General features: G+C 57.6%; 26 protein-coding genes. 13 read left to right on the top strand and 13 right to left on the bottom strand.

The window, feature by feature from the left end:
• The first annotated feature begins 5 nt into the window (after positions 1-5).
• The 6 genes from HF675_RS08885 to HF675_RS08860 are packed head-to-tail and all read left to right on the top strand — an operon-like array spanning position 6 to position 5,813.
• Entirely contained in the window at positions 6-1,199 is a 1,194-nt protein-coding gene (locus HF675_RS08885) for an acyl-CoA dehydrogenase family protein (RefSeq protein ID WP_187044442.1), read from the top strand.
• Positions 1,186-2,154, top strand: a complete 969-nt coding sequence (locus HF675_RS08880) for an ABC transporter substrate-binding protein (RefSeq protein WP_187044441.1) — start codon at positions 1,186-1,188, stop codon at positions 2,152-2,154. The genes HF675_RS08885 and HF675_RS08880 overlap by 14 nt, the downstream gene beginning before the upstream one ends.
• A complete protein-coding gene (locus HF675_RS08875) occupies positions 2,151-3,200 on the top strand; it encodes an ABC transporter substrate-binding protein (protein ID WP_105231765.1) in 1,050 nt (349 codons plus the stop codon). The genes HF675_RS08880 and HF675_RS08875 overlap by 4 nt, the downstream gene beginning before the upstream one ends.
• Positions 3,181-4,179, top strand: a complete 999-nt coding sequence (locus HF675_RS08870; RefSeq protein ID WP_187044440.1) for an ABC transporter permease — start codon at positions 3,181-3,183, stop codon at positions 4,177-4,179. The genes HF675_RS08875 and HF675_RS08870 overlap by 20 nt, the downstream gene beginning before the upstream one ends.
• A complete protein-coding gene (locus HF675_RS08865) occupies positions 4,173-4,961 on the top strand; it encodes an ABC transporter ATP-binding protein (protein WP_187044439.1) in 789 nt (262 codons plus the stop codon). Before HF675_RS08870 ends, HF675_RS08865 begins: the two co-directional genes overlap by 7 nt.
• A 54-nt stretch (positions 4,962-5,015) precedes the next feature.
• Positions 5,016-5,813, top strand: a complete 798-nt coding sequence (locus HF675_RS08860; RefSeq protein ID WP_187044438.1) for a class II aldolase/adducin family protein — start codon at positions 5,016-5,018, stop codon at positions 5,811-5,813.
• 40 nt (positions 5,814-5,853) lie between these two features.
• Here the strand turns inward: HF675_RS08860 and HF675_RS08855 are convergent, their stop codons facing one another.
• Positions 5,854-6,945, bottom strand: a complete 1,092-nt coding sequence (locus tag HF675_RS08855; RefSeq protein WP_111736809.1) for a LacI family DNA-binding transcriptional regulator — start codon at positions 6,943-6,945, stop codon at positions 5,854-5,856.
• 199 nt (positions 6,946-7,144) lie between these two features.
• Here HF675_RS08855 and HF675_RS08850 point away from each other — a divergent pair, with 199 nt between their 5' ends.
• From HF675_RS08850 to HF675_RS08830, 5 genes are all read left to right on the top strand, one after another.
• Positions 7,145-7,966, top strand: a complete 822-nt coding sequence (locus HF675_RS08850; protein WP_105231770.1) for an ABC transporter substrate-binding protein — start codon at positions 7,145-7,147, stop codon at positions 7,964-7,966.
• A gap of 73 nt (positions 7,967-8,039) precedes the next feature.
• Positions 8,040-8,858: an amino acid ABC transporter permease gene (locus tag HF675_RS08845; RefSeq protein WP_187044437.1), complete on the top strand. Its 819-nt coding sequence runs from the start codon at positions 8,040-8,042 to the stop codon at positions 8,856-8,858.
• A gap of 2 nt (positions 8,859-8,860) precedes the next feature.
• Positions 8,861-9,637 carry an amino acid ABC transporter ATP-binding protein gene (locus HF675_RS08840; RefSeq protein WP_105231771.1) on the top strand — a complete coding sequence of 259 codons (777 nt, stop codon included), beginning with the start codon at positions 8,861-8,863 and terminating at the stop codon, positions 9,635-9,637.
• Complete coding sequence (locus HF675_RS08835; protein ID WP_105231772.1) at positions 9,638-10,711, top strand: Gfo/Idh/MocA family oxidoreductase; 1,074 nt, start codon at positions 9,638-9,640, stop codon at positions 10,709-10,711.
• 38 nt (positions 10,712-10,749) lie between these two features.
• Entirely contained in the window at positions 10,750-11,865 is a 1,116-nt protein-coding gene (locus HF675_RS08830; protein ID WP_105231773.1) for an FAD-binding oxidoreductase, read from the top strand.
• Positions 11,866-11,995: 130 nt separating this feature from the next.
• Here the strand turns inward: HF675_RS08830 and HF675_RS08825 are convergent, their stop codons facing one another.
• From HF675_RS08825 to HF675_RS08775, 11 genes are all read right to left on the bottom strand, one after another.
• Positions 11,996-12,601 (bottom strand): LuxR C-terminal-related transcriptional regulator, encoded by a 606-nt coding sequence (locus HF675_RS08825; protein WP_187044436.1) that lies wholly within the window; start codon positions 12,599-12,601, stop codon positions 11,996-11,998.
• Positions 12,598-14,232 (bottom strand): Wzy polymerase domain-containing protein, encoded by a 1,635-nt coding sequence (locus HF675_RS08820; protein WP_370569832.1) that lies wholly within the window; start codon positions 14,230-14,232, stop codon positions 12,598-12,600. The genes HF675_RS08825 and HF675_RS08820 overlap by 4 nt, the downstream gene beginning before the upstream one ends.
• Positions 14,233-14,645: 413 nt before the next feature.
• Positions 14,646-15,683, bottom strand: a complete 1,038-nt coding sequence (locus HF675_RS08815; RefSeq protein ID WP_105231776.1) for a fimbrial protein — start codon at positions 15,681-15,683, stop codon at positions 14,646-14,648.
• A 79-nt stretch (positions 15,684-15,762) separates the two neighbouring features.
• Entirely contained in the window at positions 15,763-16,767 is a 1,005-nt protein-coding gene (locus HF675_RS08810; protein WP_158684823.1) for a fimbrial protein, read from the bottom strand.
• Positions 16,768-16,846: 79 nt separating this feature from the next.
• Positions 16,847-17,368 carry a fimbrial protein gene (locus HF675_RS08805; protein ID WP_105231778.1) on the bottom strand — a complete coding sequence of 174 codons (522 nt, stop codon included), beginning with the start codon at positions 17,366-17,368 and terminating at the stop codon, positions 16,847-16,849.
• Between the two features lie 32 nt (positions 17,369-17,400).
• Positions 17,401-17,922, bottom strand: coding sequence for a fimbrial protein (locus HF675_RS08800; RefSeq protein ID WP_111736801.1), 522 nt, complete (start codon positions 17,920-17,922; stop codon positions 17,401-17,403).
• Positions 17,923-18,012: 90 nt separating this feature from the next.
• Positions 18,013-18,645, bottom strand: a complete 633-nt coding sequence (locus HF675_RS08795) for a fimbrial protein (protein ID WP_222618810.1) — start codon at positions 18,643-18,645, stop codon at positions 18,013-18,015.
• 21 nt (positions 18,646-18,666) lie between these two features.
• Positions 18,667-19,422 (bottom strand): fimbria/pilus periplasmic chaperone, encoded by a 756-nt coding sequence (locus HF675_RS08790; protein ID WP_105233427.1) that lies wholly within the window; start codon positions 19,420-19,422, stop codon positions 18,667-18,669.
• A gap of 55 nt (positions 19,423-19,477) precedes the next feature.
• On the bottom strand, positions 19,478-22,009 hold the full coding sequence (locus tag HF675_RS08785) for an outer membrane usher protein (RefSeq protein ID WP_187044435.1): 2,532 nt from the start codon (positions 22,007-22,009) through the stop codon (positions 19,478-19,480).
• A gap of 39 nt (positions 22,010-22,048) precedes the next feature.
• Positions 22,049-22,594: a fimbrial protein gene (locus tag HF675_RS08780; protein WP_187044434.1), complete on the bottom strand. Its 546-nt coding sequence runs from the start codon at positions 22,592-22,594 to the stop codon at positions 22,049-22,051.
• A gap of 78 nt (positions 22,595-22,672) precedes the next feature.
• Entirely contained in the window at positions 22,673-23,194 is a 522-nt protein-coding gene (locus HF675_RS08775; protein ID WP_105231781.1) for a fimbrial protein, read from the bottom strand.
• A 503-nt stretch (positions 23,195-23,697) separates the two neighbouring features.
• Between HF675_RS08775 and HF675_RS08770 the strand changes: the two genes are divergently transcribed.
• Both HF675_RS08770 and HF675_RS08765 read left to right on the top strand, forming a co-directional pair.
• The gene (locus HF675_RS08770; RefSeq protein ID WP_187044433.1) at positions 23,698-24,603 is read left to right on the top strand and encodes a transcriptional regulator; all 906 of its coding nucleotides are present in this window, start codon (positions 23,698-23,700) and stop codon (positions 24,601-24,603) included.
• Between the two features lies 1 nt (position 24,604).
• Positions 24,605-25,078 carry a FidL-like protein gene (locus HF675_RS08765; protein WP_105231783.1) on the top strand — a complete coding sequence of 158 codons (474 nt, stop codon included), beginning with the start codon at positions 24,605-24,607 and terminating at the stop codon, positions 25,076-25,078.
• 53 nt (positions 25,079-25,131) lie between these two features.
• On the opposite strand, the gene HF675_RS08760 is transcribed toward HF675_RS08765, so the two are convergent.
• Entirely contained in the window at positions 25,132-26,391 is a 1,260-nt protein-coding gene (locus HF675_RS08760; protein WP_187044432.1) for a DUF2254 domain-containing protein, read from the bottom strand.
• Between the last annotated feature and the right edge of the window lie 20 nt (positions 26,392-26,411).

Here is a 26,411-nt window from a genome sequence, read left to right as displayed (position 1 = left end):
CACGTATGAGCTCCGTTCAGTCTATCCCTCTCCTTGCGCGGCGACAGCGCATACCGGCGCCGCTCGCGCAGATCGCCGAGCAACTGGCGCAGCAGGCCGCAGCGCTGGATCGCAGCGGCGAGTTCCCGCACGCCAATCTGGCCCTGCTGCATGAATATGGGCTGCTGGGCCTGGCCTGTGAGCAGCGTTATGGCGGCGCCGACGCCAACCTGCCCACTCTGCAGCAGGTTGTCAGCGCCATCGCACAGGGCGAACCGTCAACGGCGCTGATCGTCTGCATGCAGTACCTGCACCACCTGCGCCTGGCCGCCAATCCCAAGTGGCCGGAAGCGCTGCGCAGCGCAATCAGCCAAAGCGCGGTTCAACACGGGGCGCTCATCAACAGCCTGCGGGTCGAGCCGGAACTGGGTTCCCCGGCGCGCGGCGGCCTGCCCCGCACCGTGGCGACCCGCACCTCGGCCGGCTGGCGGCTCAACGGCCACAAGCTCTATACCACCGGCATTGACGGGCTGAGCTGGCTGGCCATCTGGGCGCGCAGCGATGATGCCAACCCGCAGGTGGGCACCTGGCTGGTGCCGCGCAACAGCCCGGGCATCACCATTAAACGCAGTTGGGATCATCTGGGCATGCGCGCCAGCGGCAGCCATGAGGTGATCCTGCACGATGTGACGGTGCCGTTGAGCCATGCGGCGGATATTTACCCGGCCGATCGGCCGCCGCCGCCGGATACGGCGCAGATCCGGGCCGCCGCCAATGCGCACGCCGCCCTGCTGCCGGCCATCTATGACGGCGTTGCACAGGCGGCGCGCCGCTGGCTGATCGCCTGGCTGCAACAACGGACGCCGGCCAGTCTGGGCGCACCGTTAGCCAGCCTGGCCCGCGTACAGGAAACCGTTGGGCAAATCGACGGCCTGCTGCTGGTCAATCAGAGCCTGCTGCGTCAGGCTGCGGCGCAGGCATTCAGCACGGAACAAGCCAATCTGGCGAAAGTGACCATCACCGAAAATGCGATAGCGGCGGTGGAAAAAGCGCTGACGCAGAGCGGCAACCACGGCCTGACGCGCCATAACCCGCTGGAACGCCACTACCGTAACGTACTCTGCGGACGGGTACATACCCCACAAAACGACAGCGCATGGATCAAAGCCGGCCAGGCTGCGTTAAGACCACAGGACGATAATCAACATGTTGCGTATTAAATCCCCCCTGGGCGCCCTATTGCTGCTCGGCCTGGCAGGCCTGCCGCTGCTCGCCGACGCACGTATCACCTTGCATATCGCCGATCAAAAAGGCGGGATGCGTTCACAGCTGGAAGCGGCCAACGAACTCGCCAACCTGCCTTACGATATCAAATGGGCCGAGTTCCCCGCCGCCGCCCCGCTTGCCGAAGCGCTGAACGCCGGCGCGGTCGACGCCGGCATTATCGGCGATGCGCCATTGCTGTTTGCCCTTGCGCAGGGCGCACCGGTGAAAGCGGTCGCCGTGGATAAAAGCAATCCGGCGGGCACCGCGGTGCTGGTGGGCGAGAACTCGCCGCTGAAAAGCGGCCAGGATCTGAAAGGAAAGCGCATCGCCACCGGTAAAGGTTCGATCGGCCACTTCGTGGCGCTGAAGGCGCTGCAACAGGCCGGCCTGACGACCGCGGACGTACAGCTGGTCTTTTTAGGCCCCGTGGATGCCAAGATCGCGCTGCTCAGCGGCTCGGTCGACGCCTGGGCCACCTGGGAGCCTTACACCACCCAACTGGTTAAAACCGGGCAAGGGCATGTGCTGGTCAGCGGTAGCGGTCTGCTGCCGGGAAATACCTTCCTGGCGGCCACCGATGCCACGCTGCGCGATAGCGCCAAACGCCAGGCGCTGCAGGATTATCTCCGCCGCCTGGCCAATGCGGAGCGCTGGGCCTACGCCAACCTCAACAGCTACGGCAAAACGCTGGGAAAAATTATCCGTTTCCCGCCCGATATCGCCCGCGAGCAGTTCGCCAACCGCCAACTACGCTGGCAACCGATTGACGCACAGACCGTGCGCCAACAGCAGGCCACGGCCGATTTCTATCAGGCTAACGGGCTGATCCGGCAACCGCTTGACGTTACTCATACCTTTGATAAGGGCTTTAGCGTGCCGCCGCAAACGCCACAGGAAGGTCAGCCATGAAACACCTTGCCCAGTATTCACGCCGCAGATTTCTCAGTTTGGGAGGCAGCCTGCTGGCAGCCCCCGCGTTGGCCGCCCTATCGCCGACGCTGTTCGCCCATGATATGACCGCCATGCATCAGGAGGGCGGCAACGCACTGCGCCTGCCCGCGCCTTATAAGTTGAAACTCGCCATCAACCAGAGCGCGGTATGTATTGCTCCCGTCACCGTGGCGGAGCAGCAGCACTTCTTCAGCAAGTACAATTTGGACGTTGAATTTGTCAACTTCGGCAACTCGACCGATCTGCTGTTGGAAGCGATCGCCACCGGCAAAGCCGACGCCGGCATCGGCATGGCGCTGCGCTGGCTGAAGGCGCTGGAGCAAGGTTTTGACGTCAAGCTCACCGCCGGCACCCACGGCGGCTGCCTGAATCTGCTGACCGCCAAAAATGCGCCCTTTACCAGCCTGGACAAGCTGAAAGGACAAACCATCGGCGTGACCGATATGGCCGGCCCGGACAAGAACTTTTTTGCCATCCTGCTCAAACGCCATGGCGTAGACCCGATCGCCGACGTGCAGTGGAAGGTTTATCCCGCCGATTTATTGAGCGTCGCGTTGGATAAGCAGGAAATTGCCGCCATCAGCGGCAGCGAACCCTTTAGCTACCGCTTATTGGCGAGCGGCAAATACCAACTGCTGGCAAGCAATATGACCGGGGAATACGCCAATCTCAGCTGCTGCGTGGTTGGCGTCAGCGGATCGCTGGCGCGTAAACACAAGGCCGCAGCGGCGGCGTTAACCCAGGCGCTGCTGGATGCCCACAGCTACGCGGCAGAGCACCCGGAAAGCGTTGCCGACGCCTTTATGGCCCACGCGTTAAACACCAATGTCAAAGAAGTGGCCGGCATTATCCATGGCCAGGCCCACGGGCATCACGCAGTGGGGGAAGCCTTCGTCAAAGAGCTGACCCAATACGTCAGCGATTTACAGCGGGTACAGGTAATTAAACCCGGTACCGATGCCCACCAATTTGCGGAGAGCATCTATGCCAACGTATTTGCTTGATAGCACTCTGAAAAGAGAGAAAACCGCCGGCGAACGGATCTGGCTTACCGGCCTGCTGGCCGCCGCCGCGTGGCTGGCGGCCGGGCTTATCACCACCTATTGGCCTGACGCCAGCCGCCAATGGCCATACAGCCGGGCCTGGTCCTGTCTGCAGCTGACGCTCGGGGTGGCGTTGCTGGCCCTGGCGCTTGGCTATCGGCGCTGGCGCGGCCGCGGGCAGCGCTTACAGCGCGCCGGGCAGTGGCTGATCGCGCTGCCGCTGTTTTTCAGCCTGTGGGAGCTGCTCACGGCGAAAACCGGGCTGCTGCCGGTGCCGTTTTTCGCCCCGCCGCAGGCGCTGATTGAGGTTTACCTCACCGACTGGCCGCGCCTGCTGAACAGCCTGTATCACTCGCTATCGTTACTGTTGCTGGGGGTCGCGATCGGCACCCTGAGCGGCTTTGTCAGCGGCGTGGCAATCGGCTGGTCGCAGCGCATCGGCTATTGGCTGCACCCGATACTGCGCATTCTCGGGCCGGTGCCCTCAACCGCCTTGCTGCCGCTGTGCCTGTTTATTTTCCCCAGCAGCTTTGCCGCCAGCGTGTTCCTGATCGCGCTGGCGACCTGGTTCCCGGTTACCGTGCTCACCTGGTCGGGCGTCGCCAACATCGATAAAGCCTACTACGAGGTGGCGCGCACCCTCGGTGCCAGCCAGCGCTTTTTAATTTTCCACGTGGCGATCCCCGCCGCCCTGCCCAGCGTGTTTGTCGGCTTGTTTATGGGGCTGGGGGCGTCGTTTTCAGTGCTGATCGTTGCTGAGATGGTCGGAGTGAAAGCAGGCATCGGCTTTTATCTGCAGTGGGCGCAGGGCTGGGCGGCCTATCCCAATATGTACGCAGCGCTGCTTGTGATGGCCTTTCTGTGTTCAGGGCTGATCGGCCTGCTGTTTTTCGTCCGCGATCGGCTGCTCGGTTGGCAAAAAGGAGTGATGAAATGGTAGCGCAAGCCGCACAGGCCCGGATAAACGCCAGAGGGACGGCGGTTGACGTGCGCAACGTCAGCCACCGCTTCACCCTGGGGCAACGGGAAATAGCCGTGCTGGATAACATCAGCCTGAACGTTGCCCCCGGTGAAAGCGTCGCCCTGCTCGGCCCTTCCGGCTGCGGGAAATCCACGTTGCTGCGCCTGCTGGCCGGGCTGGAACCGCTGCAGACCGGCCAACTGCTTGCTGACGGCCGCCCGCTCGGCGCCCCCAGCCCCGAGCGCATTCTGGTTTTCCAGGATCCCACGCTCTACCCCTGGCGGACGGTGCGGCAGAACGTGCTGCTCGGGCCGCAGGCGCAGGGGCTGAGCGGCCAGGAGCAACGGGCCGACAGCCTGATTAGCCGTATCGGCCTTAACGAGTTCGCCAACGCCTACCCGAAGCAACTCTCCGGCGGCATGGCCCAGCGCGCCGCGCTGGTGCGCGCGCTGCTCAACGAGCCGCGCCTACTGTTGCTCGACGAGCCGCTGGGAAAACTGGACTCGCTGACCCGCATCAGTATGCAGCGCGAATTGATTAACCTGTGGCAAAGCCAGGGCTACACCAGCCTGCTGGTCACGCACGATATTGAAGAAGCGCTGCTGTTGTGCGATCGGGTGATCGTGCTGTCGCCGCGTCCGAGCCGGATTCTGGCGCAGTTTACGGTGCCGCTCGCCTACCCGCGCCACCGGGACGCCCCGCTGCTGATTAAACACCGGCAGGACATTCTGAAAATTCTCGGCCAGGAGATCGATTGGTAACTTTACTGCCAATCGCGGCCAACACCGATCAAACCACCGCTAACGGGAGTTGTTATGTCTTTACTGTCTGTCCCTACCCCCCCGATCGACCCGGTAAAAAACGGCGTCAGCCAGGAAGAGTGGCAGGTGCGCGTCAAATTGGCAGCCGCCTATCAGTTGGCTGCCCTGTATAACTGGACCGATCATATTTATACCCATTTCTCGGCGCGCGTACCGGGGGTGGAAGAGCACTTCCTGATTAACGCCTACGGCCTGTTATTCAGTGAAATCACCGCCTCCAATCTGGTGAAAATCGACCTGGACGGCAATATCCTTGCCGACCCTACCGGGCTTGGCATTAATCAGGCCGGCTTTGTGATCCACAGCGCCATACACCGCGCCCGGCCCGATCTGCAAGCCGTGCTGCACACCCACACCAAAGACGGCGCGGCGGTCTCGGCGCAAAAAGAGGGTCTGTTGCCGCTGTCGCAACATGCGCTGGCTTACTATTCGCGTATGACCTATCACGAATACGAAGGCGTGGCGCTCGATCTGGATGAGCAGGAACGGCTGGTGAACGATCTGGGCCACAGCAACGTGATGATTTTACGCAACCACGGCCTGCTGGCCGGCGGCGTGAGCATCGAACACGCGTTCCGCGAGCTGCACGGTCTGGAGCGCGCCTGCAACATTCAGGTGGCGGCGCTCGCCGGCGGGCGGGACAATTTACACTACGCGCCGCCGGCCGCGATCGAAAAGGTTAAGGCGCAGTCTGCGCGTTTTAGCAGCGGCACGGATGAGATCACGCAAAAACACTGGGCGGCGGCCATCCGCCAGTTGGAAGCCAGCGGTTTATCCCGCTTTAACCAGTAACTTTTGGCGCTCTTTCTCCGTCAGCCATGAGACATCGCCGTCAACGGCCCGCGTTCCCGCTCTTGTCGGCGCAAGGCACAACAGAGCCGCGCACCAGCAGTCTGGCGGTAAACTCAACCCGATCGGTCAGCGGTTCCTGCCGTATCTGGGCGATCACATGCCGGGCGGCTTCTCGCCCCATTTCATACACCGGCTGCGCCACCACGCTCAAGGGTGGCGTGACGATCTCGGTCCACGGGAAATTATCGTACATGATAAACGACAGATCGTCGGGTATGCGCAATCCCCGCTGCGTCAACTCACGCAGCAGCGACATGGCGATAAGGCTATCGGAGGCCACCAGCGCCGTCGGCGGAGAAGCGCTCTCCCACAGCTCCGCCACAATGCGCGCAATCGAAGCGTCATCCACCGCATTCGCCTTGATCAGCGACGTGTCAAACGGCACGCCGGCTTCAAGAAACGCTTTCTCCATCCCCGCCAGACGCTGCGCTACCGGCGTCGGGCCTAAATCTTCAGGATAGCGCCAGGGTTCCTCACAGCGCATGCTCGTCACATAGGCAATACGCCGGTGGCCGCCATCCAGCATCAGCCGGGTCGCTTCCTGCGCGGTATCGGTAAAATCCACCGAGATGGTGGCAACGCCAAGGCCATGAACCGCCCGGTCAAACAGCACCAGCGCTTTACCGTCGGCGATAATCTGCGCCAGGTGCTGATTATCATTGGCGGCGGAACTGCACGGCACGACGATGATGCCGTCCACGCGTTTTTCCATCATCACGCGCACGGCCTCCTGCTCTTCCTCAAGCTGCTCATCGCTGTTGCTTAACAGCAGATGATAGCCGGACTGTCGGGCGACATCGGCAATGCCGCGCAGCGCCAGGCCAAAGTGCGGGTTTTCGATATCGCCGACGATGACGCCTATCGTATTGGAACGCCCCGTATTCATACTGCGCGCCAGCTCGTTCGGCCGGTAGCCGAGCTTTAACGCCGCCTGATGCACCAGCTTATGCACCTCTTCACTCACTGCGCCATAGCCGCCCAGGGCGCGGGCGGCCTGCGCCTTGGAGACGTTGGCTTCCCGGGCGACATCAGCCACGGTCGGCGATTTGGTTTTAGGCATCCTGTTTGTCATAAGTATTCCGAATCACAAGTTAATAACGTGAAGATTGACGCTGCGTAAACGGTGTGCATATTATCATAATAACTGATTGAGACCGGTCTCACAACGATGAGACGGCTTAACAGACACCTGCGCCGATGCTGACAATACAACACCATAATCCCGTCACTTCGGCAGTCTCTGATGTTTAAACAATAATGACGGATGAGCTATGAAATCGCACAAATACCTGCACAACATGACGGCCATACTCCTTGGCTCAGCAGTTCTCCTTAGCGCGCCATACGGCGCTCTGGCCGCCGATAATGATAATCCCTACGGGCTGATCCAGCCCGGCCACCTGCGGATAGCCAGCCTCGGCGATGCCAAACCCTATACGTTCACCGATAAAAACGGCCAGTTCACCGGCTTTGACGTGGAGTTTTTCACCAACGTGGCGCACCGGATTGGGATCAATCAGGTCGATTTTATCGGCCAGGATTTTTCCGCCATTCTGCCCGCCGTAGCCAACGGCCAGTACGATGCCGGCGTCGCCGCTATTGGCATTACCCCGGCCCGGGCAAAGACCGTCGATTTCTCTACCGGTTATCTGGCGGGCTACCTCACCGTACTGACCCGTAAAGATTCGGGGGTGAAGGATGTCGCCTCGCTGGCGAAAAAACGCCTTGGCGTCGTCCAGGGGACACTGCAGGAAAGCTATGCCGTCAAGCACTTTACTCAGACCGACGTCGTGCGTTTTCCCGATAACAATGCCGCCGTCTCGGCGGTGAACAACGGCACCCTGGATGCCATGTTCCTCGATTACGAAGCCGCAAAAAGCTACAGCGATCGTTTTCATCTGGTTAACGCCGCCAATGTTCCCTCGTTTGATGCCCCCGCCGGCATCGCGATCGCCAAGAACAAGCCCGCCTTCAAGGCCGCGCTGGATCAGGCGATCAACGACGCCATGAAAGATGGCACCTGGAAGACCCTGTATCAGAAGTGGTTCCCGGGTTCACCGATGCCGAAGCAGTATCTGCCCGACGGGCAGTAACTCCGCGAACGTTCACGTTCTGAATGCCACCGGGGGTGAGCCGCGCTCACCCTGAAGAAAATGAGGCACGGTTATGGACCTGTTAACCATTCTCTCGCGCACCTTCTTTGATATCCCGTCGATGCTGGAGGTACTGCCGCAGCTGATCGGCACCGGGCTGATAAATACCATCATCATCTCACTGTCGGCGACGGTGCTGGGCACGCTGTTTGGCTTACTGCTGGCCCTGATGGGGATCTCGCCGTCGCGCTGGCTTCGTCTGCCGGCCCGCATTTATACCGACCTGTTCCGCGGGCTGCCGGCGATTCTGACCATCCTGGTGATTGGCCAGGGCCTGGCCCGCTTTAGCTACCAGCTTTTCGGCCCGACGCCCTATCCGCTCGGTATTTTTGCCCTCAGCCTGATCGCCAGCGCTTATATGGGAGAAATATTCCGCTCCGGTATTCAGAGCGTAGAAAAAGGACAAATGGAAGCTTGCCGGGCGCTGGGCATGAGCTACGGCCGCGCCATGAGGCTGGTGATTATTCCTCAGGGGATACGCCGGGTACTGCCGGCCATTGTGAATCAGTTTATCGCGATTATTAAAGACTCATCCCTGGTCTATCTGCTTGGGCTGATGACCGACCAGCGCGAGCTGTTTCGCGTCAGCCAGGATGCGGCCGTTCTGACCGGCAACCTTTCGCCGCTGATGCTGGCCGGCCTGTTTTATCTCGCCATCACCGTTCCGCTGACCCATATGGTGAATTATGTGGATGTGCGCTTCCGCACCGGCCGCCGCCGTTTAACAGCGCCGAAAAGCGGTCTGAAAGAGGTCGATGAAGTTCAACACCACGCCGACACCACGCTGAAAAACGGTTCGGCTAACACGCTTATCACCGAGAGAGGTCAGTAACCATGAGCCAGTCAGTGATTCATGAAACCCACCCGACGCCGCAGCCCACCTACCACGGGGCCGGGCTGGAACTGCGGGAGCTTACGCTGGCCTATGGGCCGCTGGAGGTGTTGCGCAAGGTCTCGCTACGCGTCGAACCCGGCACCACCACCTGCATTATCGGCCCGTCCGGCTCCGGCAAGTCGACGCTGCTGCGGGGGATTAACCGCCTGCATGAACCAAAGTCAGGGGACGTGCTGCTGTCGGGCAAATCGGTGCTGCAGGACAAGCCGGATGCGCTGCGGTTGCGTATCGGCATGGTGTTTCAGCATTTCAACCTGTTCCCGGACCATAGCGCGCTGGAGAACGTGGCGCTGGCGCCGTGGAAAGTCAAAGGGCTGCCGAAATCCCAGGCGATGTCGATTGCACAACGGCGGCTGGATGAGGTCGGTCTGGGCCAGCGCACCGATCACCGGCCGCGGGATCTCTCCGGGGGCCAGCAGCAGCGCGTGGCCATTGCCCGGGCGTTGGCGATGGATCCTGAAGTGATGTTATTTGATGAAGCCACCTCAGCGCTTGACCCGGAGCTGGTAAAGGGCGTTCTGACGCTGATGGCGGATCTGTGCCGCTGCGGCATGACGATGGTGGTGGTTACGCATGAGATGGGTTTTGCCCGCAGGGTTGCCGATCAGGTGGTGTTTATGGATGAAGGCGAAATCGTTGAGTACGGCTCGCCGGAAAATATCTTTGAACGCCCGCGGTCGGCCCGCCTGCAGCGTTTTTTATCGGAGGTACTGTAAATGGCATACAAAAGCATCGCCACCGGCCTGATTCGGACAGCGCTGGTCGGTTTTGGCATTTCCGGGCAGGTCTTTCACGCGCCCTTGCTGGCCGCCAATACGCGGTTCCGGCTGGACGCTATCGTCACCGCTAATGAGGAGCGCATCGGCAAGGCGCGGCAGCGTTATCCGCAGGCGCGCCTGCTCGCCAACTGGCAGGCGTTATTACGGCATATCGATAGCGGTGAGCTGGAGATTGACCTGATCGTGCTGGGGACGCCGCCCGCGCTGCACGCCGAACAGGCGCGCGACGCCACGGCGCGCGGCATTCACCTGGTGGTCGATAAACCGTTTGCCGCCAATGCCGCGCAGGCCGAGCAGATGCTCGCCGACGCCCGGCGTGCGAATACGCTGCTGACCGTGTTTCATAACCGCCGCTGGGACGGCGATTTCCTGACGCTGCAAAAGCTGCTGAGTGAGGACGCGGTTGGCGCCGTCCGCACCTTTGAGTCCCGCTTTGAGTGGTGGCGTCCGCAGGGGTTCGGCAACTGGCGCGACCGGACTCCGCTGGCCGAAGGCGGCGGCCTGCTGCTTGACCTCGGCAGCCACCTTATCGATCAGGCGATTCAGCTGTTTGGCCCGGTACGGCAGGCCTCCGCCGAATTGGTTCGCTACGGCCGCCAATCGGACAGCGATGACGATGCGTTTGTCTCACTGCTGCATGAGAACGGCGTACGTTCCCGCCTGTGGATGAACGGCCAGGCGGCGCAGAACGGACCGCGCTTTCACCTGCTGGGCAGCCGGGGCGGCTATACCTGCTGGGGCCTGGATAACCAGGAGCCGTCGCTCGCCGCCGGTCTGTTACCAAGCGACTCGCAATATGGCGTCACGCCGGAGCCGGACTGGGGGACGCTGAGCAATGGCGAAACGCGCCATGCCGTACCGCATCAGCGCGGGAATTACCCCGCGTTTTATCAGCAGCTGGCCGGCGCCCTGCTGGACGGCGGCCCTTCCCCGGTTGATGCCGGAGAAGCGCTGACGGTACTCCGGCTGATCGACGATCTCCATCAACGCTTTGCCGTCCGCTGCGCCTGAACGGCGTGAATTTTATCTTTGCAGAAAAGGAAACAGACATGCCTGTGAAATCTGAACGTAAAACGGTTGTGGTGCTTGGCGGCGGCGTGCTGGGCGTCTCCACCGCCCTGCAGCTGGTGAAAAAAGGCGCACAGGTGACGCTGGTCACCGAAGCCGCGCTGTGCTCCGGCGCTTCCGGCCGCTCGCTATCATGGTTAAATTCGGCCGGGGAACGCTCGGCGGAATATCACGCGCTGCGGATGATGGGCATCGATCGTTACCGGACGCTGTTCGCGGAGGATCCTGCCCGCGACTGGCTGCGCTTTGACGGCGGGCTGTTCTGGGCAGCCAACGACACGGCGGGTACGCTGGCCCGGCACGCCTATGAAAAGGCGCACGGTTACGATTCGCATGTGGTTGACGCGCACGGTATCGCGGAGATTGACAGCGCGGTGAATCCGGCTGCGCCGGCTGAGTGCGCCATCGTCAATCCGGGAGAAGGCTGGGTTAGCCTGCCCGACTTAATCCGCCATCTTCATCAGCAGTTTCAGGCACTTGGCGGGGAGGTGATCGAGCATGCCGGCAAAGCGGAGGTTATGACCGATAAGGGGCGGGCCTGCGGTATCCATTGCCAGAAAGGCACCTTTCGTGCCGATGCGGTCCTGGTGGCCTGCGGGCCGTGGACGCCGGATGTCGTCGCGCCGCTGGGCGTCGCTATTCCCAATGGTTCGCCGGTTTCGATGCTGGCGATCAGCCAGCCCGTCGCGCAGAGCATCAAGCTGGTGATGAATACGCCGCGCGCGGCGGTGCGCCCGAACCCGGGGAGCACCATTGCCGTGGATCACGATTGGTATGAAGAGCAGATCGTTCCACAGCCTGATGGCGGCTACACCATTGCCGAAAGCGTGGTCGATCAACTGATGGAGGAAGCCGGCGCACTCATCGGTCGCGGCGCCCCGCTGCACGCTCAGAGTTGGAAGCTGGGGCTTAAACCTATCCCGGGCGATGGCGAGCCGGTACTCGGCGAACTGCAGAAAGTGCCCGGATGTTTCGTCGCCTTTACCCACTCCGGCGCCACGCTGGCGCTGATCGTCGGCGAACTGCTGGCCGACGAGATTGTTGACGGTAAGCAACACCCGATGCTGGCGACATTCCGCGCCGAACGTTTCCACTGACGATCAACCCGCCTTCACCGGCGGGGAATCAGAAATGCGTCCAGCGTCAGATTATGCGTATGACACCAAACCACCGGGCGGTAAACAGCCGGAGGGTTTGGTGTTTGCCTTTTCTCGCCAACGGCCAACGTTACGCCACAGGCTGGTGCTTCAGGCCGCCGTTCTGCAGCCAGTGATAAAGGTCCGACGTGCTCTTCAGGTGCATCTTGCGCATCATCGAGCGTTTGTACAGGCTGACGGTTTTTACGCTGATTTGTAAGCGCTCTGCAATGTCGTACGGCGTTTCCCCACGGCCAAGGCGGTGCACGATATCACGCTCGCGCTGCGTTAACGCATGCTTGTCACACCAATAACAGCGGTGCGCAAAATCGTACCGCATCTCACAGGCTTCCAGTGCGGCGTCAACCTGGCACATAATTTTTTCCAGTGGGTCGCGGCGGTACAGGCGGCCGGTTTCCCGCTGGCAGGCCGGCAGCATCAGCATCGGCACCTCCGGCCGATCGCGCAGGGTCAGGTACGCCGTAGACAGTCGATAGTCCGGACGCGGCAGCCGGCAGAACTGGCCGGCCACACCTTCGCCGGCGGCAATAATCACCAGATCGGCCGGTGAAGCCGTACTGTATAAATGGCAGACTCCGACGCTGCGGGCGCTAAAATGCTGCTCCAGCGCCAACCTTAAGCCTGCGGCAAAAAAAAGATTGGAGTCGTCGATATAAATGGAGAGTGTCCGGGTCATTGTGTTCCCTCATCAGATGCCACGGGTTGAAAACGCGCGTCCATAGGAAACAGCAGCGCTGCCTCGCGGCGTTGCTGTTCTGCCGGCACATCTTGTTGCTGATACTGCAAAATCTGGATGAATGTGGCGTACACGTTGGCATCGATGCGATGCTTCAAATAACGCTCCGCCCAAGATGCATACTGCTGTAAACGCCGTTCATCCCCCGTCTGGTTAAACGTCAGCAGGGAAGACATTTGCCGGTCAAACTGACGGCGATCGCGATACGCCCAGTAGGTAAACGGCGACATGGCGTCCACATCCTCCATCTGCCTGAAACCGCCCCTTTCCGCCTGCGTCAGCGTATAGCCGCCGCTTAACGCGCCCGCCATCATCACCAGGGTCACCACCGCCAGCAGCTGCGTTCCCCAGGCGATCGGCGCGCGTAAGCGCGGTGACAAACGCCGTCGGCGCATAACCGGCATGGCCCGTCGCTCCAGCATCGCCAGCAGGATTAAAAACGCTATCCAGTGCGGAAACGACAGATAAAAGGGATATTCCGTCTGAGTGTGCAGCAGCAGCGGCAACAGCACGAGAAACAGCGCGATGCCTTCCGCACGTCTTTCCCCCTGCGCCAAACGCAGCGTGTGCCGCAGCAGGACGATGCCGCCGGCGATGAGCAGCGAGACGCCGGCCAGGGCGATTACACCGCCTTCCACCCACCACAGCAGCAGCTCGTTATGCGGATGACGGGCAATTTCCGTCACCACGGTCGGCATCGCCTGATGTACGCGGAAGTGTTGAAAGCTGTACTCAAAACCGCCGTATCCCCAGCCTGACCACGGTTTCTCTGCAATCATCGCCAGCGTGTCGCGCAGCATGGTGTAACGCGCATGGTTGGAGGCGGTATGACTGACATAGCGCAATCCCTGTTCCGTCAACAGCCCCTGCCACAGGGCCAACAGCGCCAGCCCCGCACCCAGCGTGATTAACAGTGCCGCAATCCGGCTACGCCGCGGCGCAATGCGCCACTGCGTCAGTAGCATCAACGCCGCCGCCACGCCTCCCGCCAGCCAGCCGGTGCGCGACTGAACCCAGACCAGCACCGCCGGCAACAGTAACAGCAGCGCGGCCAGCAGCCCGCTGCGCCAGCGTTCAGTAACCAAACCGGGCTGGCCAAACTGCGGCTGTAGCCACAGCATCAGCGTCAACGCCACGCCCATGGCGATAAAGCTGCCCAGCACGTTCGGCTGTTGGAAAATACCGTAGGGGCGACCGCCGGGCACATAATCCATCCACGCCTGCGCCACACCCGGCCAGAACAGCTGAAACAGCGTCAGCGCCGCCTGCAGCGCCACTGCGCACAGCATCATATGCAGCAGAAAACGACGAAAACGCAGCGGCATGCGGTATTGCGACAAGATCAAGTAAAACAGCAGGCCTCCCGCCAGCCCCGCCAGGCGCCAGCCGGCATGCGCCAGCCATTCCGGCTGCGTATAAGTCAGCGGAATAAACAGCAGCGCCGCGCCGCCAATAAACAACCTGCTGACCGATGTTAACGTCAGGTATTTATGCTTAGGCAGGCATTGCCAAATAACCAGCGTTACCGCAGCCATCGCCATCCAGGCAAGACTATTTAGCGGTAAATTCAAACCAATTCCGCCACCGTTTGGCAGGTAAATTTGCATGACAATGATGAACCACAGGCAAAAAATCATTGCTGGCAGCCGCTGATAGGCCAAAAAAGAGGTAGAACAATGTTCTAAATACAAGCGCGCCATCCTCAAATAACTTCCGAAAAAATAATCAATAGCTCACCTAAAAAAACAAACCCCACTGAACAGTGAGCATTAATAATAAAAGGTGGCAACAACACTACCTGCCACGGCAACGTTTACTGACCTCCGCCAGCAGGAATTATCCGGACAAATAATATTTTACAAGTCAATATTGATAGGGTACGTATTATGTAACTCCCCTCGCATCCCCTGCCGACAAACACGGACGGCAGTGTGTCAATTCACAATATGACATAGCTATTTTGTGTGCTTTCATTCACATTTCATTAAAGAGACTGAATAACCAGCGTGGCCGAAGCATTAAATACACCGCCTTTTAATTCAGCCTGAGGGTTTCTTACCGGCATCAAGGTGATGTTTGCACGCCCCAAACCGTCTTCCAACCGAATGGGAAATGCCCCCATTGGTTTGACCAACCTCTCATTGTTTTTTAGCGCAAAGCCTAACTCAGCATTGTCAGAACGGATTAAATCCGATGAAAACATTGACGTATCCGCCACCAATTTAATTTTAACATTCTGTGTCAGGCTGCTGTTGCAGTTAAAGGACAACGTAATATCTTTACTATACCCTTCGCCTTTTTTGTCAGAACTGGAAGCAGGGATCAGCGCAGTTTGCAACATGCCGAAGTTAACGTTAATGACATTTCCTTGATTAATAGAGCACTCTGACGGCACCGGGATTACCTGCCCCCCGGGCCGCGTCCGCGCCTGTACCAGCGGCTTACTGGGTCGGGATGGCCGGGGTACAGAAATATCATTGGTATACATGACCCGATAAACAGAGAACAGTTCGGTATTTGAGGGGACGACAACGGCACCACCAATAATATTCCGCCTCAACATTAAATAAATATATCCCTGACTGGTCGTAGAGAACATCATCCCACGGGTTCCCTGCCCGACAGGAGGAACCGTAAAAGCTTTCAACCCAGGAGGGGCTAAGGGAAAATACTCATAGGCCGCACTCCCCGTCTCGGCACTGGAAATGCGAATGTCTACGTCCTCATTTAATTTAAAGTAACCAGGGTTAAGATCAGACGGCGCCAAGCCGCTTCCCATATCGACATAGTGCGACATCATAAGACCGGAGCCTTCCATGTTCCGGTTACAAACAGCAGGAAACCTGTCGGGAACCGTTGAGTAGCGCATCCGTGCCGAAGCGCCTTTCTTATTACTGGAAAACGACGCAGAGGACATCGTCACCACCGCAATATTAACCGGATCCCCCCAGCAGGTATTATCCGGCTCCGCATGGGAGCATAGCGAAAACACCGCTAGCAAAATGAATAAAAAATGCCTCATTTAAGTCTACCCTCAGAAAAGTAAGGCACTCATCATCAACTCAATATCAAGCATGTCGACGAAATCACATTCAGCACGTTCAAATAGACAGAATAACTAACGTAGCCGAAGCGTTAAACCTACCGCCTTTTAGCTCACGATAAGCATCTTTTACCGGCGATAAAGTAATATTCTCATTATCCACTCCGTTTTCCAATCGGGCAGAAAATGACTCCATGGGTCTGATCAAAACTCCGTTATGTTTTAGCGCGAACCCCAGTTGATAATTATCAGAGCGGATAAGATCTGAGGAGAAGTCCGCGCTGTCTGCCACCAGCCGTACCTGAATATCCTGCGTTAGGCTGGTAGTACAGCTAAAATGCAACGCAATATCTTTGCGGTACCCCTCATCATCGCTGCGACTTGGAACCAAATTCGTTTGTAACGTATGAAAATTAGCTTCAATGGTGTTCCCCTGATTAATCGAACACTCCGGCGTCACCGGTATTACCTGCCCGCCGCCTTTGGTGCGTGCCTGAACTATCGGCCGGCTTGGGCGCGGCGGGTAAGGTAGCCGATCCATAACCCGGTAGGCTGAAAAAAGCTCGGTATCTGACGGTACGACAATAGCGCCGCCAATAACATCTCGCCTTAATTTTAGTTCCACGAGCCCACTACCAGCCACACTGAACCCAGAAACCTTTATATTCTCCCCATATGACTTGGGAGACGTCAAGCCAGCCAATCCATCAGACGGTACCAAAGGGAAGTATTTGCTTATTGAGCCACTCCTTATCCTAATATCCACATCATCAGTTAATTTAAAATAACCAGTACTCATTTCAGAGGGTACAAGCGTCGGCCCCATGTCAACATAATGGGTCATGAATACATAATTTTCGCTTCTATTACAAACCCCATCAAACTCTATAGGGTCCGTTTGATACCTCATTGTTGCTGCAGCCCCTTTTTTATTACTGGTAAAAGGCGCGGAGGCTATATCCACCACGGCAATATTCACCGGGTCGCCCCAGCAGGTATTATCCGGCTCAGCGTGGGCGGATAACGCCGCCAGGGTTGATAACAATACGACCAATAATCTCATGCTCTGCATGTCCCTGTCCTTTTTATACCGCGCTCCCATCTGTCATAAGCGCGTGATATGAAATATCCCCACGTCCCGCTCAGGGATAATCAATCATCAGCGTCAGCGCTGCGCTAAAGCTGCCGAGCGTAATCGTATGGTTCTTCAGCGCGTCAGGCTCAGCCTGCACGTAACCCATCAGGTTAAAGGTATTGCTGCCGTCATGCAGTTGGTGGCGGTAAACCTTATTGATCGGCAACGGCTTCCCTTCGCTAGATTCCAGCCCGATAACCACGCCTTTTGCCAGACTGCCGCCCGCCAGCTGCAGCAGGCCGGGCAACGGGCCGCTTTCAGCCCCTTTCAGGGTGATTTCCACCTGATCACCCAGCTTGGTGTCGCACTGCGTCAAACGGATGGCAAACGCCTTACCGGCCGTGCGCTGGTTAAGGTACAGGTATTTATCCACCACGTTGCCGAAGTCGAGCTCGATCTCCGCATCATCAGGCTCCAGCATGCAAGGCTCCGCCACCAGTGAGCCGTGGAAATACAAATTCTCTTTGGCCTGCAGCGCAGCACATGGAATGAGCAGGCTTAATAACAGCGCAACGCACTGGGTACGCATGGCAGCTCCTTTTCGCCAATTCTTCGTAAACATTATTGGTACTCGACCAGCAGCGTGGCAGAGGCGTCAAACGCCCCTTCCGGCAGCTCGGCACCCGCTTTTTTTACCGGCACAGCCTGCAACTTCAGCGTCGGGACAGGCGTAATCCGCACCGGCTTATTCAGCTCCAGCGGTTTACCATCCAGCAGCATGTGAATGCCCAGATCGGTCACGGAGCTCTGGATCGCGGCTTTATCAAACGCCGTTGCCTGGCCGTGCACCTCCAGCCAGAGATCCCATTTCAGCTGGCTTTCATCGCACTTCAGCGGCGCTTCAACCTGCTTTAAGTAATTCTTACCGTCCACCCGGTTGATCCCGATCTCGCCAAACGGCACGTCGATCACCTTGTTGTTATTAATCTGGCACGGCGGCGGCTCAACCAGCGTGCCATAAATTTTGATTTCCGTGCCGCCGCTGCCGCCCGGCACAGCCAGAGCGGGGGAAAAAATCGGCGCCAGCAGGCATCCCCCCATCGCCAGCCAAAACCCCCTGCTGCGGCTTAAATAACTGTGCATATACCCTCTCCATAGGCTTGAGAAAATAGCCTGCGTCCTTTTGCCATCGGCTTTTAATCACTGGCTATGCGCTGACGGCGTTTGTACCGCTCAGTCATAATTCAGACTGAAATTAACCTGGCTGCGATACGCGCCGGCCTGCAGCGGCGCAGCGGTGCGCTCCGGCATCACCCGGTAAGTCAGAACGTCCTGACCCGGCGTCAGAAACTGCGGCTTACCGCGGAAACCCAGGCGAATATCCCGCCCTTTCGCATCAAGCATGCGCAGGCCTAAACCGGAAACGCCCTGCACTTTAATCAGCTGTGCATTGTCAGCATCCGCCGACGCGATAAAACGCACGCTGACCACCGGCTGGTTGGCGTCCCAGCTCAACATGCCGCCGCGCTCGTCCCGGCTGCTGCCGGTGGTGCGAATGCAGTCGCGCAGCCGCAGTTGGAAAGCGACCGGTTCGCCACGGTCGCCGGCCTTTTGCAGGCGTCCGGTGCCGGTATTGCCCAGCGATACCGCCTGCTCGGCAGAATTCATCTCCAACCGACAGGCGCTTTCCGTCAACACGCCGTGCACGTGCAGCACGCCGTTGGCGCCTTCCACCTGCCAGTTATCCGCCGCCGCGGCGATGCCCGGAGCCAGTCCCGCCGTGCAAAGCAACAGTGCGGCGAGCGGTAGAACCTGACGTGTCGGGCATAAACGGGCTTTACCCGACAGACTGCGTTTGATGGTCATTCCCTTGTCCCCCTTACCGGTTTAGCTGCGGTGATTTTCCGCCACGGCCTGGCAGTCATTGCCGGCGCAGCGGAAAGTCAGCTGCGGACGACCGCCGTAATCGTTGATATAGGTCAGCACCGGCGCGCTGCCCAGCGCCGCCGCGCTGACCGACATCTCGGCCGCACCCAGCGGCGGCACCATAAAGGGTTCAAAACCAGCCGCGCTCTTGCCGTTCTTCTGGCTGCTAGCGTCCACCAACGTGACGTAATATGGCGTCGGGTTATTCACCGTGTAGCGATCGCCGTGCCTGGTCAGCGTCAGCTTCTCCTGCCAGGGCTTGGTCAGCGCCTCCACGTCCTGCATAATCGCGTGCGGGCGGTAAAACAGTTTGACCCGCGTCTGCAGGGCGATCTGCAGCGTATTGGGCTTATCGCTCTTGGGCGGAATTTCACGCAGGTTGAAATAGAACAGCGTTTCCCGGTCCTGCGGCAGCTGTTTAACGCCCGGCAGCGCCTGGATTTTCACCTGGCTCGGCTTACCGGCCTCGATGCGCTGCACCGGCGGCAGCACCACCAGCGGATCGCTGATCTTGTTGCCCTGCTCGTCCTCAATCCACCCCTGCGCCAGATAGGGCAGTTGCTGGTTCTGATTGCTGACGTTCAGGCTGACGGATTTCGCGCCGCCGTCGAATACCACCCGGGTGCGATCCAGAGCGATGGCGGCATTGGCCTGCTGCATCGCCGCCGCGCCGCTAAACAGGCAGGCGGACATCATCAGCAAAGTACTTGGTTTCATTCCTTTATTACTCCATTCAATCATCATAAAAACCGTCATAGACCGAAAGTCCGCGCTACTTCTCCGCGTTGACCGCCTGTTCCAGCGGCTGGCACGGTAGCAACAGGTTGTTGAAACCGTCTTTCGGCAGCGGATCCGGCAACGAAATGGCGCACTGCGCGTCACCGTTCCAGAACACCCGCATTTTTTCGCCCGCCTTGATGCCGCTAAGGTAAACCTTGCCGCCGTCGTTAACGATGCCGGTCTCCTGCTTGCGCAGATTAAACACCGTAGCGCCGAACGGCGGCGCATCGCCATTCGCCAGGCGAATGACCGCCATGGCCTTTTCACCGGCAATCACATTAAAACGCCGGAAACCGATCGCCCCTTCCGTCAGGGTCGCCTGCACCACCGAATTGCTGGCATCCGCATTGTCCGCCAGCTTGTTCAGATCGATACTGGCCTTGTTGCGGTAGTAGCTGTTAATGTCGGTCACCACCGCTTTACCGAACATATTGCTGCAGCTGGTGCTGCCGTAGCCACGCACCGGCACATCCGCCACGCCGCCGGTATCCAGCATCAGCCGCGTACCGCCCATCGTGCCGACGCGGTGCAGCGCGCCGCCTTCCATCGTCAGCGTGACCCCGCCCTGAGCGGACAAACCGAGCGCGGTATATTGCCCTTCCTGGTAGCTGATATTGCCGCTCAGCTGCGCGGCATCGGCTTCATGGTTTATATAACCGCTGACCGAGGCGCCGCTGCGCGTCTTGCCGACGCTGACCTGATAGTTATTGTGTTCATCAATGCGGTCGTAATAGCTCAGGCTGTTGCTGTTATCCCCTTTCGCCAAGGCGGCGTTGTAGCTCAGGCTGCCGCTGTTGCCCCAGGGAATCGACAGCGACAGGTGGGCGCCGTCATCTTTGACGCCGTCATAGGTATTGCGGTAAGCCGACAGCGACAGGCTCAAATTACGCATCGACCACAGATCGAAATAGTGCGATACCGTCAGGTTGTAGCGGTCGTTCGCCGCCCGATCCCAGTAGGTCTGGTGGTTGTAGCTGATAAAGGTGCTGACCCCCAGATCGCGGAACTGCTTGTTAAAGCTGAGGGTATACATCTCTTTACTGCTGCCGATCTGATAGCCGTAGTAACGCGCATCCAGATATTCGCTCATGGTCATAAAGTTCTTTTCCGAGAAACGATAGCCGGCGAAGGTGATATTGCTGTCGTACTCATCAAAGTTTTTTGAGTAGTTCACCCGATATGAACCGCCGCTGAACGTCCCCTCCTGCGGGATATGCGCACGCGACTGAATCACGTCGAACGAAATCGCCCCCAACACCCACAGATCGCGGCCGACCCCCAGCGACAGCGCGTTATAATCGCCGCCGAGGATGCTGCCGCCAAACAGCGACCAGCCGTTGCTGATGCCCCAGGAAAACTCGCCGCTGGCAAACATCGGCCCGCGCGTGCGATGCCGCCAGTCAGAGGGCTTGCCCGCCGCCAGTTTGTAACGCACGCTGCCCGGTCGGGTCAGGTACGGAATGCTGGCGGTGTCCATCTGGAACTTTTGCACGCTGCCGTCCTGCTCTTCCACCCGCACGTCCAGCTTGCCCGACACCGCGTCATTAATGTCCTGAATGCGGAACGGCCCCGCCGCCACCTGCGTTTCATACAGCACGCGCCCCTGCTGGCTGACGGTGACCTTGGCGTTGGTTTTCGCCACGCCGACCACCTCCGGCGCATAGCCGCGCAGGTTGGGCGGTAACATATTGTCGTCGGATCGCAGGTTGGCGCCGGTATAGCGGAAGCTGTCGAACACGTTCGAATCCAGGTAGTCTTCCCCCACCGTCAGGCGCGAGCGCCAGGACGGCAGGGCGCGGAACGCGTAGTAACGGCTCCAGTCCAGCTTCTTTTCCGTCCCCTGAGCGCTCCCGCTCTGGTGGCTGATATTGCCCTGCCAGTCGGCACGCAAACGCCAGGCGCCGATGTTCAGGCCGGCGGTGCCGTTGCCGCTGAAGTCGTAATCGCGCGCGCCGTCCCGCTGCTGGCGGGTGCCCTGCGCATTGACGTTGTAGTCAAACAACAGCCCGGCAATACCGTCATCCCACAGTGAAGGCGGGTCCCAATCCTCGGAGGTATATTCCAGGTAAGCCTGCGGCATGTTTAGATAGAGCGACGCCGCCGACAGATCGCCGGTGGCCTCCATTCCCTTCAGGCTATGCATATCCAGGCATTCGCCGTTGTGCCACCACGTCAGTTTCTTGCTGATGTCCTCTTTCAGCCCCAGTTGCGCCACCTGCGTCGGGGAAAGACAGGCCTGACTGCCCTTATCGTCATCGTCAGGCGCATAGAACATAACCTGCTGTTCCGGTAATTCATGTTTATTCAGCCGAATCGTCATGTTATATGCACCCGGCATAATATATCCGCGACGCGAAAATTGGCTGAGGTCAATATTATTTCGGTCATTCAAATCCAACACATCGGTGTTAAATTCAATTGCGTCGCCTGCCAGTACATAACCAGGCAACCCGTTAATGGCTAACGCAATTAATATCCCTATCGTTTTCGGGCGAAAGAGTGCCCCAGCAGAAAACCAATCCATATCTGCAGACCTTTCGTAATATAAACTTATGACGACGAATCAGTAATAATCGAGCTTGAATCTGATGGTTGAAAAATAATCGCCGGTACGCAGCGTTTTTTTATCCCCAATCAGCCTGATGAAATAATTCAGCTGCATATTTCCCGAGTGAATGTCGCTCTTTGGCATCGCTACGCCAGGCGCGGCAACATTGCCTTGTTCGTCGCTGATTTGGATGGCCAGACCCCGTGCCTCGCCCTGCAGGCCGAACCCGTTGCCTTCCGTCGGCCCGTCAAACGTGATTTGAAAATATTGCCAGTCAGGCAGCCTTGAGGTGTATCTTTCCAGCGAACAGTTAACGAGGAGCACGCTAAAAGGAATGGCGCTACCCTGCCCCTGACTGACAATCTGACTGACGGGAACCGTCCCCATATCGACCGTTTGATCGCGTTCTCCGGCCGCAATCGCGCAGGCGCTGTCAATAATCGCCCCGCCCATATGCACCGTTCCCCGGCCGGATAAACCGGCAAACGCGACAGGGCCCATGGCCAGCATGCCCAACAACAATAAAAGAACCACAGTTATCCAGGGTTTCAACCAACGCATCACGTTTCCACCACACAATCCTTTATGGGATAACATGCGGGTATCGCTACCCGCATGTGTTCATTTACGTACTGGCTATTACTGGTAAGACATGGTGAAGTCAGCAACGCTGGTGAAATCACCCGGGACCACGGCTGCAGACGCGCCGTCACCCTGCAGGTAAGCGCCGAAACGCAGAATGTTTTTACCTTCGGTCAGCTTGTGTGCGGCAGTCGCAGTGCCCAGTTTGATTGGTTTACCTTCGGTATCCACCAGCGCGATGCTGGCGCCTTTCGCGGTGCCGTTGATTTCCAGGCGGCCGTCGCTGTTTTCAACGCCGGTAAAGGTCAGAGAAACGGTGCTCTTATCTTTTTCCAGCTCGCAGTTTTCCAGCAGTACCTGGAACTCTTTCTTGACGGATTTACCGCCGTCTTTCAGTACCACTTTAGAGATCTGCCCCAGGTCGACAGTTTGATCGACGGTTTCTGGCGAGATGGAACATGGCGCATCAATAATCGCTCCTTTGAAATTAACCACCCCTTGCCCCTGATTGCCTGCGTGCGCCATGGTTGAAGCACCGAATACCAATACGCTGGCCATCATGATTTTGTTTAATTTCATTTGTTAAATTCCTTATTAAATTCCAATGTAATGTCATGGTTGTGCATTATTAATGCGCATTGTCATGCCTCCCTGCCTTCTCTGCATATCGCCTCATTTTTACGCAATGAAAGTGATATGCATTTAGAATCAACCTATAAACAGAAGAATTTTCTCATTCCATTATTAGAGAATTTTTACCTCTGAATGTCAGGAAACAGACTCCCATCAAACAGGTATACAGGTCTGCCGTGACAGCGATGACAATGATAGACACACCGACAACAACCAGCAAAACATGCCTTAAACAAGTAAATATATAGTTTTTTTACACTACAAAAACATAAACACATAGATTTTAATAATGGACACTAAGTTTTTATTTATGCCATAGAGTTTTTTTAACCAGGCTAAAGTTTAGCTGGATTATATTAAGTGAAAATATTTACCATAGTGACTTGACGGTCATTTGCCGAGTGTATAACCCTATAAACATTATTATAACTAGGAATCATCCTATCCTTATGAAATACATAATAAATCTGATTATCGTTTATACACCATCGGAAAAAACGCTCGCTTTACATAACGACCCGTCGCAAAAAGTGAATCTGTCGAATCCGGCTAATCGCTTACTGCTGGAGTTAATCAGGTACAATGGAAAAACGCTGGAGCGAGAAACGTTATTGCATAACGTATGGGAGGAGTATGGTTTTACCGGTTCCAACAGCAACTTAAACACCTATATCAGCGAACTGCGGAAATCATTTTCCAGCCTCAGTGAAAACATAAAAATCATCACCACCGTCCCTAAGGTCGGCTTTCGTCTGGAAGCAGAAATAGAACCGGCATTACACCCTGATGCACATGCGGAAACGCGTGCCGACGCCGAGGTGGTCGCTCAACGCACCACCTCACCGCCACAGGAAGAGCGGGAAATGAGTGAGGATGAAAGAAACAACGCTGATCGACAGTACAGCGGCGTTAATAATAAAGCGGCTCCCGTAGAGGCATCAACACACACGCCGCCGGCAGTGCCAAACAGCTCCCGCCAGCGCAGCTATAAACTCGGTGTGGTCATGGCCATGGCATTCGCGTTAATCGCCTGGCTGGGGTATGCGTATTTTCACACGCCGCGACTGTTGAAGATTGTATCGGAGCCCTATTCCTATCTTTTCACCCTTGGCGGTTGCGAGGTGTACTCGCTGGACTATAAAAACGCCTACAGCAAAAAAACGCTGATCGCCATGGCCAGACAGGATATTGCCCGGGAAAAACTGGACTGCCAACACATCAAAAACGTGCTCTTTTATAAAAAAATGTGGGCCGAGGATAAATTCAACGAAGTCACCTTTATGGGCATCTGTTCGGTCACCACCACGGAAAAATACGAACGTTGTTTCACCATCAAAAATTTTGCAGGGAACTAGCATGAAGAAACTGGTCTGTTTTATGGTTAGCCTGATAGCGCTGTTATCGGTTCCCTCTATTCCTGCCAATGCCGCCACGGCGCTGCTGCATTGTGAAGCCGAAATGCTGATCCGTAAAAACGTGACGGAAAACGATCCCATTTCACTGCATGCAAATGCACACTACTTCTTCGACCCGGCAGGGAAAGGCTATGTGGATATTATCGGCACCGTACAAAATAAACGGCAAGCCGCCCATCTGGACAGGATCATTTACTTCACTTACGCCCGCGCCGCGCGCGATGGTTTTTACACCGTGAAATTTACCCACAGCCGGCCCAAACCGCTCGACAATACGCCGCAGGCAATGCTGGATTATTTTTATGAGATCGGCAAGGAAACGCCCGGTTACCCGGTGGATATCTCAAAACTGAACGAGAACCTGATCCTGTTCAGCCATTTGTCCTTCCCCACCATGCTGTGCCAGAAGATCTGAATCTCCTTCGCGGCCGGGCTGACCGGCCGCTGCCTGCAACGGGGAGAAGCGGTTCAGTGATTGTCTAACCCCGATTGGCGTATCCATGCATGGAGTCTGGCGCAATCTTGCTGCGACACCATCTGTTTTTCAGCCAGTTGCGGAATGATGGCGACATATCTGCGCACGTCCGCAGCAAACACGGCCGTATTCATCCGATCGAGCGCCTGTAATCCTTTGAGCAAACGGAGTTGTACCTCAATCAGCGCTGCGCCGTCGCGAGCTATGGGATTCACAATGTCATCGAAGAGATCTGCCGTCACGATCGGTTTGACCCACACGTTGTGATAGATCACCGCGTCAGATTCCGGCTTGTTTCTGCCCCATACCGCCAACAGTCTCACCGCGCGGCCGATAACATCAATCGCCGTGCCAGGATCGTTAACGGCCGGTGACAACGCGCGAGAGGCGATCTCCGCCAACACAGCAAGGCCAAAGCGAGGATCCTGATCAAACGAGCGCTCCGCTCCGATGGTGATGGCAGCCAATAGTGCTGCCGTCTCGAGGTCAGTATCTGGTGCAACGATCCAGCCCACAGGATGCCCCGGATGCACAAAGGCGCCGGTCTGGCAGGCCAAATAAAGCTCCCCTTCAATTTCTTGCAGCCGGTCATCCAGCATCTGCATATCAATATGCTGAATATACCCAATTTCTGTCGGATAGAGCGCGATGGCATCCGCAGGAGAGTGCTGAGGGGATAACCACGCTTTGCCCCCCATGTAAGGGATGTTAACGCGATTTTCCAGCGCATTGCGCGCCGCCTCTTCCACCCGCGACGTCGTTTCCCCTACGCGCCCCAATAATGAAAGATGCTGGATCCAGCGCAAGAGCGTGATAACGATTAATGCAATGACCAGCAGCGTAACAACGAATAATACAACCCGCCCCCGCTCCCCATAGGCGCCCATACTCAGCGCCACAATCCCGACCAGGCTGAACAGGAAGGAGCCGATAAAGGTCGCCAGGACGTTTTGCGTGGTGCTGTCTTCCATCACCAGCCGCGTCGCGCGCGGCGTCACGCTGGTGGTTGCCGAGCTGTAGGCGGACACCATGATATTTAATGAAAATGTCGTTACCGCCAGCATGCTGGACGCCAGAATATTGAGGATATTATCTACCGCATCGGCGCCGACCATGCCGCCGATGCTGGCAGGAATAAATGGTTTAATGACGATGGAAACTAACGCTGAAATGACGGCCAGAAGCGCGAATAAGCATGCGCGAAACCAGAGTTTGCGCGTTAACTGGCTAAACAGCCAATGCCATTTTGACATGGTAAACAATCCGTTGTGAG

The organism is Serratia sp. JUb9, assembly GCF_014298095.1.
In the GTDB taxonomy this organism is placed as follows: domain Bacteria; phylum Pseudomonadota; class Gammaproteobacteria; order Enterobacterales; family Enterobacteriaceae; genus Serratia_B; species Serratia_B rhizosphaerae.
Note: the sequence above shows the minus strand (reverse complement) of the source record. Positions and strands in the feature narration are given on the sequence as shown.